Genomic DNA, 6,387 nt, shown 5'->3' with positions numbered 1-6,387 from the left:
AAAAGAAACAAAGCGAAAGATCGAACCTATTTTTGTCCATGTGGATTCAAAAAGCACAGAGATTTAGTCGGTGCGATGAATATTAGATATGCACCTGTGGTTGATGGTAATAGTCAATCAGCCTGAGAACCTTTAGGGTCTGTCTCAGGAGGGGTGATGGCACACCCTCATCTGAAGGCTTGAGCAAAACAGAAATGGACTGCGCTCGCACAAGCACTTCAGAATCCCACTCATCCCGAAGGGGGAGCTTGCGGCTTTAGCCGTGGGAGTGTCAAGCTTGACGCTTCGTTTTTGATTCGTTATAGTGAAAAGGTTCAAATCGGAATAATTACGTTTTAATACTTCCTGGAGGTTTTATTCATATGAAAAAGTTCATCCCTGCCTTAACTATCGCCTTAACCGGTGCAACGTTCCTAACTGCCTGCGGATCATCCGACTCCGATTCCAATCAAGGTGCTGCGGACGATCGGCTGCAACTGTATACGTCAACGTTCGCAACGGCGGCAATCGCCAAAGAAATCGGTGGTTCCGACGTCAACGTCGAAATGATCGTCCCACCTGGTGCCGATCCCCACTCCTATGAGCCGACTTCTAAACAACTGACGGCAATCGCCAAAGGCGACCTGTTCCTTTTAACGGGTACCACGCTTGAGCCGTATTCGGAAAAAATCAAAGCGAGCCTTAAAGGAAATGATGTTCGCTTCATCGAGACGAGTAAAGGCATCGATCTCCTCGAAGCAAGCGCAACGCTTCATGACCACGAGGAAAAAGGACATGATGACGAACATGCGGAAGAGGAGCAGGATCATGGAAAATATGATCCACACGTCTGGCTCGATCCAAACAATGCCAAATTGATGGCAGAGTCGATCACGACCGCACTCGCAAAAGAAGTACCGGATAAAAAAGCAACGTTCGAAAAAAATCTGGCGGCATTTAATAAACAAGCCGACACGCTCGACCAAAACTTACAGCAAGCCGTTGACGCCGGATCTAAAAAAGAACTGCTCGTCACGCACGCCGCTTATGGCTACTTGGCTGAACGGTATGGGTTCTCCCAATTACCGATCGCCGGGATTTCTCCATCGGACGAGCCTTCCCAAAAACAACTGGCGGCACTCGTCAAGGAAGCGGAGTTACATGACTTGAAGTATATTGCCTTTGAAGAGACGGTTTCACCAAAAGTCGCCCGTGTCATTCAGCAGGAAATTGGCGCTGAAGCGATTACGATTCACAACTTGGAGTCCGTCACGAAAGCACAGCAGGATGCGTCTTATTTTGACTTGATGAATGAAAATGTGACGACACTAAAAAAAGCACTGCAGTGAAGTACTGTTGACATGCATTAAAAGATACGTTACGGTAGAAAACGTGTTTCAGACAATTAAATGACTTCTTTTTATCGCGAGAGACGGAGGGACTGGCCCAATGATGTTTCGGCAGCGGACGATTGATTCGTACTGTGCCAAATCCAGCAAGCTACGGCTTGAGAGATAAGAAGAGCGTCTTTTTCAGTAAAGACCTCCTTCTTTCTTGCGAAGGGGTCTTTTTTTTGCAGATGCAGAAAAGGAGTGATAGACAATGAACGAGACGATTACACCAAACAAGTGGGCCCTTCTACCATTACTTGTCTTTTTGGTCCTCTTTATCGGTGCCGGTATCTTTTATGATGATTTTTACAAGTTCCCGATTTTGATTGCAGCTCTGATTGCCTTGGTGTTTGCCGCCGTAACAACAAAAGGTAGTATCAATCAAACCGTTGAACGGATTGCGACGGGTGCCGGGAATCCGGACATCATGATCATGGTCTTTATTTTCTTACTTGCCGGTGCATTTTCCGGAACGGCTGATGCGATTGGTGCGATTGATGCGACGGTCAATGCCGCGCTTACGTTTTTACCACCGTCGCTCTTAATGAGCGGTTTGTTCATCATTGCCGCCTTCATCTCGATGGCAATGGGGACTTCAACCGGTACGATTGCGGCACTCGCACCGATTGCACTCGGTATTCATGAAGCAACCGGTGTCAATGTCGCGATTGCTGCGGCAGCTGTTGTCGGTGGAGCGATGTTCGGCGATAACTTGTCGTTCATTTCCGATACAACGATCGCCGCAGTCCGGACGCAGAAAACCAACATGCGTGATAAATTCCGGACGAACTTCCTGATCGTCCTTCCCGCGGCGATTCTGACCGTCATCATCTTAGCATTCGTCTCAGGTGCCGGAGATGTCGTCGAGGCTAAAGCGTTTGAGTTTTACAAATTGATTCCGTATCTGTCTGTCATCATCCTCGCCTTGTTTGGTGTCAATGTCATCCTTGTCTTACTCGGTGGAGCCTTACTGACCGGGATCATTGGTATGCTCGATGGGAGTTTTGGATTGAGTGGATTTGTCCTGTCGATGTCAGAAGGATTGATGGGAATGGCTGAAATTTCAATCTTGACGTTACTGATGGGTGGTCTCGTCAGCTTGATCACGTTTAATGGCGGGATTGCTTATCTGAAAGAAACACTGACTCAAAAAATCACGCAACGTCGTGGAGCAGAGTTCAGCATGGCCGCACTCGTCAGTGCAACGAACCTTGCGACAGCCAACAATACGATTTCGATCCTTGTTGCCGGTCCACTCGCCGCCGAGATTGCGGATACGTATGACATCGACCGGAAGAAGTCAGCCAGTATTCTCGACATCTTCTCTTGCGGCATTCAAGGGATCATCCCTTATGGTGCCCAATTGCTGATTGCCGCTGAACTGACAAAAACCGCTTCACCAGAGCTGATTCCGTATCTGTTTTATCCGTTCCTTCTTTTCATCTGCGGGTCGCTTGCCATTGTCTTCGGGTTCCCGCGTCGTAAGACATCTGCTACGCAAAAGAAAAACGTTTCGTAAAAACAAACAAGTCCGGCCGCCTGCAACGCGACCGGACTTGTTTTTCAGTTATTTTTTCTGATTTTGACGGTTTAGAATGAAATACGCGATGGCTGGAAGTGGGAACTGAACGAGTCCTGCTCCACCCCAGACCCACGGATTACGCCCAGTCTTGCGGGCACCGAGGAACAGGAAGGTCGCTTGAGCACCCAGTAGTGCCGCAATGCCCGCCCAAACGCCTTTTGGTACGTTTTTAACGGATCGTGCCATGATTTACACCTCATTTCTTTTAAGGTTTACCCCCCTTTTTTCTCTTTCTAACCGTTCATTTCCTGCTTTGAGCGTTGAAACAGACGTTCCTGCTCGTTCATGCTAAACTAAACGAGCAAATCCATATTCTAGTTTTATTGAAGGAGGAGTATACACATGCAATACACAAAACTTTCAAATGGTATCACGATTCCACAAATCGGTTTCGGTGTCTGGCAAGTTGACGAAGAGACGGAAGCACCGGCTGCCGTCGCAGAAGCCCTTCGTGTCGGTTACCGTCATATCGATACGGCTGCCGTCTATAAAAACGAACGTGGTGTCGCTAAAGGAATCAAAGAAAGCGGCGTGAACCGTGAAGATCTCTTCTTAACGTCTAAAGTATGGAACGATGATATTCGTGCCGGACGCACAAAAGAAGCTTTCGCTGAGTCACTCGAACGACTAGAGACGGATTACCTGGATCTCTATCTCATTCACTGGCCGGTTGAAGGATATATCGAAGCATGGAAAGCCATGATCGAGCTGTACGAAGCAGGAAAAATCAAAGCGATTGGTGTTTCGAACTTCAAAGAACACCACCTCGATACACTTGCTGAAGAAGGACTGATGACACCGATGATCAATCAGGTGGAACTCCATCCGCAACTTCCGCAACATGAACTGCATGAGTACTTACAGGACAACAGCATTCAAGTTGAAGCATGGAGTCCACTCATGCAAGGGAAATTCCTTGAAATCAACGACTTTAAGGAAATTGCCGAAAAACATGGTAAGTCTCCGTCACAAGTCGTGTTACGTTGGCATCTGGATAACGGAATCGTCGCCCTTCCAAAATCAGTCACACCAGAACGGATTGCGGAAAACTTCGATGTGTTTGATTTCCAACTAGATGCAGATGATTTAGAGAAGATTGATCGTCTGGCAACGGATGTCCGTCTTGGACCAGATCCAGATGAAATCGACTTTTAAGCATTACAATCAAAAATACACGGATCCGGCGATCGTCGGGTCCGTGTTTTCGTTGTCATGGATCTATTTTAGACATAATAGATTAAAATCGTTTCTTCTGCTTCTTCCGCTTTGCGGAAATAGGCACGCAAGTCACCAAACTGGTCCCATACTTCGTCAAAATCTCCTGATCGCCCCACTTCCTGATAGATCACTTCCAGTGCCTGCCGATCAAAATTACGCATGACTTCCGTCGAGATGATGAGTAAAGGTAAGGGAAGGATACCAACGATCGCCGCACGATCTTCGTTGACGATCAATTCTTCTCCAACAATCGCCCGTCCAAGATTATAATGTGTTTCTTGATCAATGAAGATATCAATTTGACTCATCACATGATACAGCGTTGCTGTTTCTTCCAGCGCAAACAATTGCTCCTGATCCGGTTGTGTTTCATGAATGAATAAAATCCAGTCCATGATGATATGCGGGTCGTTTCCAAACGAATCCCAGACCGCGTCAGCAACCCGGACATAATGTACGTTTTCCATCCTTCCCCTCCTTTCAATCGTTATCCTTTTTAAGTATTCCCATTTTCGGACTTCTTTAATGATGATTCCGGAAATCTCCCCTACAAAAAAGAGGACCAGATTGCTCTGATCCTCCTCTATTAAATCGCTTTTTCTTTTGAATCATCGTCCTGCCACGCTTCGAGCGTTTCTTTCCCCGGCAGATTCGGAATCGAATCTGTATAGAAACGAGGATCCTGCCCGTTTTTTCGTTGCGCCAAATAATCATCGAGTGCCAACTTCGCAATTTTAGATAATCGGAAAATCGCATACAGGTTGACGATCGCCATCAGACCCATGAATATGTCGGCCAGTGCCCAGACAAGACCTGCCGTTTGAACGAGCGAACCAAACACGATCATCCCAAGAACCATCACACGGTAGATCGTCATCAACTTTTTATTGCCATTGATGAAGCTGATGTTTGATTCACCATAATAATAGTTCCCGACAATCGAACTGAAGGCAAACAAGAAGATGGCAAGCGCCATGAATCCTGTCGCAAACGAGCCGACTTGAGAAGACAACGCGCCTTGTGCCAATTCGATTCCAGCAACAGGTTCTCCGCTCGCATCTTTTGTCGCGACGCCGCTGATCAGAACGATCATCGCAGTCGACGAACATACCAGTAAGGTATCGACGAATACAGCAAACGATTGAATCAATCCTTGTTTGACCGGGTGTGAGACTTCTGCCGTCGCAGCAGCGTTCGGCGCTGATCCCATGCCCGCTTCATTGGAGAAGAGACCACGACGGATACCGTTGAGGACAGCTGCCCCAATCGCTCCACCCGCAAGCGTTTTGAATTCAAGTAACCCTTCTTGGAAAATCAGACCAAAAACACTTGGTAAAACTTCAAGATTCGTCACCATGATATAGAGGGCGATCAAAATATAGCCCCCCGCCATGATCGGCACGAGGAAAGCCGAAACCGTCGCGATACTCCGGACACCACCGAAGATGACAAGGGCGGTCAATACAACAAGTCCCACTGTGATCCATGTCTTATCGATCCCATACTGACTTTGAAGCGACAACGAAATCGTATTCGATTGAACCGAGTTGAAGACGAATCCGAAGGAAATCGTAATCAAGATACTGAAGACGATCCCTAACCAACGTTGTCCGAGTGCTTTTTCCATGTAATACGCCGGACCGCCACGCCATGCTTTTTCATCACGTACTTTATAGATTTGAGCCAGTGTACTCTCAACGAACGCTGATGCCGAACCAATTAAAGCAATCAACCACATCCAGAAGACGGCACCCGGGCCACCCAGGGCAATCGCTGTCGCGACACCAGCGATATTTCCCGTTCCGACACGTGCTGCCGTACTGATCGCAAACGCCTGGAAAGGTGAAACCCCATCTTTTCCTTTATCCGTTCCTTCGAATAGAAGCCGGAACATTTCCGGAATCATCCGAAATTGGACGAAGCCCATGCGAATCGTAAAATAAATGCCTAAACCGACTAACAGGATGATTAAGACGCTTGACCACAATAAGTCGTTAATACCGCCGACTAAATCCACTAGTTGTTTCTCCACAGGTGATCCCCCTTATTTATAAGTTCTTTCATGTAACCTTTTTTCACATGTGTTCTATGATACGAAAATAATTTCAGAAAATCAAATTCATTTTATCTATTGTTCTGTAGTTTCCTTGAATAAGTTATGTAAAACCTCACATCAGATGTGAGGTTTTACATAAAAAAACAAGCCCCAGTCCACTG

The 6,387-nt window shown here is 46.8% G+C and carries 6 protein-coding genes, 1 pseudogene and 1 riboswitch; of the genes and pseudogenes, 4 read left to right on the top strand and 3 right to left on the bottom strand.

Translation table 11 applies throughout. From position 1 onward, the window contains the following. The 3 genes and pseudogenes from KNQ13_RS07285 to KNQ13_RS07275 form a co-directional block, all read left to right on the top strand. Positions 1-126: pseudogene (locus KNQ13_RS07285) on the top strand (zinc ribbon domain-containing protein); the annotation flags it as partial. A 236-nt stretch (positions 127-362) separates the two neighbouring features. Next, positions 363-1,328: a metal ABC transporter solute-binding protein, Zn/Mn family gene (locus KNQ13_RS07280; RefSeq protein WP_026830367.1), complete on the top strand. Its 966-nt coding sequence runs from the start codon at positions 363-365 to the stop codon at positions 1,326-1,328. 68 nt (positions 1,329-1,396) lie between these two features. Further along, positions 1,397-1,500, top strand: a riboswitch (SAM riboswitch). An 81-nt stretch (positions 1,501-1,581) separates the two neighbouring features. Beyond that, on the top strand, positions 1,582-2,889 hold the full coding sequence (locus tag KNQ13_RS07275; protein ID WP_014971534.1) for a Na+/H+ antiporter NhaC family protein: 1,308 nt from the start codon (positions 1,582-1,584) through the stop codon (positions 2,887-2,889). A 48-nt stretch (positions 2,890-2,937) separates the two neighbouring features. On the opposite strand, the gene KNQ13_RS07270 is transcribed toward KNQ13_RS07275, so the two are convergent. Further along, positions 2,938-3,138 (bottom strand): hypothetical protein, encoded by a 201-nt coding sequence (locus KNQ13_RS07270; protein WP_014971535.1) that lies wholly within the window; start codon positions 3,136-3,138, stop codon positions 2,938-2,940. Positions 3,139-3,294: 156 nt separating this feature from the next. Between KNQ13_RS07270 and KNQ13_RS07265 the strand changes: the two genes are divergently transcribed. Then, entirely contained in the window at positions 3,295-4,107 is an 813-nt protein-coding gene (locus tag KNQ13_RS07265; RefSeq protein WP_014971536.1) for an aldo/keto reductase, read from the top strand. 68 nt (positions 4,108-4,175) lie between these two features. Here KNQ13_RS07265 and KNQ13_RS07260 read toward each other — a convergent pair whose 3' ends face one another. Beyond that, positions 4,176-4,637, bottom strand: a complete 462-nt coding sequence (locus KNQ13_RS07260; protein WP_026830368.1) for a hypothetical protein — start codon at positions 4,635-4,637, stop codon at positions 4,176-4,178. A 119-nt stretch (positions 4,638-4,756) separates the two neighbouring features. Next, positions 4,757-6,202, bottom strand: a complete 1,446-nt coding sequence (locus KNQ13_RS07255) for an alanine/glycine:cation symporter family protein (RefSeq protein WP_014971538.1) — start codon at positions 6,200-6,202, stop codon at positions 4,757-4,759. Between the last annotated feature and the right edge of the window lie 185 nt (positions 6,203-6,387).

Source organism: Exiguobacterium sp. s128 (genome assembly GCF_018618815.1).
Lineage (GTDB): Bacteria > Bacillota > Bacilli > Exiguobacteriales > Exiguobacteriaceae > Exiguobacterium_A > Exiguobacterium_A antarcticum.
The sequence above is the reverse complement of the archived record's forward strand: the minus strand, read 5'-3'. Positions and strand labels throughout refer to the sequence as shown.

What these genes read in the sequence shown, in the direction of transcription:
- KNQ13_RS07275 (WP_014971534.1), top strand. Translation starts at nt 1,582, where the DNA reads ATGAACGAGACGATTACACCAAACAAGTGGGCCCTTCTACCATTACTT.
- KNQ13_RS07260 (WP_026830368.1), bottom strand. Translation starts at nt 4,637, where the DNA reads ATGGAAAACGTACATTATGTCCGGGTTGCTGACGCGGTCTGGGATTCG.
- KNQ13_RS07270 (WP_014971535.1), bottom strand. Translation starts at nt 3,138, where the DNA reads ATGGCACGATCCGTTAAAAACGTACCAAAAGGCGTTTGGGCGGGCATT.
- KNQ13_RS07280 (WP_026830367.1), top strand. Translation starts at nt 363, where the DNA reads ATGAAAAAGTTCATCCCTGCCTTAACTATCGCCTTAACCGGTGCAACG.
- KNQ13_RS07265 (WP_014971536.1), top strand. Translation starts at nt 3,295, where the DNA reads ATGCAATACACAAAACTTTCAAATGGTATCACGATTCCACAAATCGGT.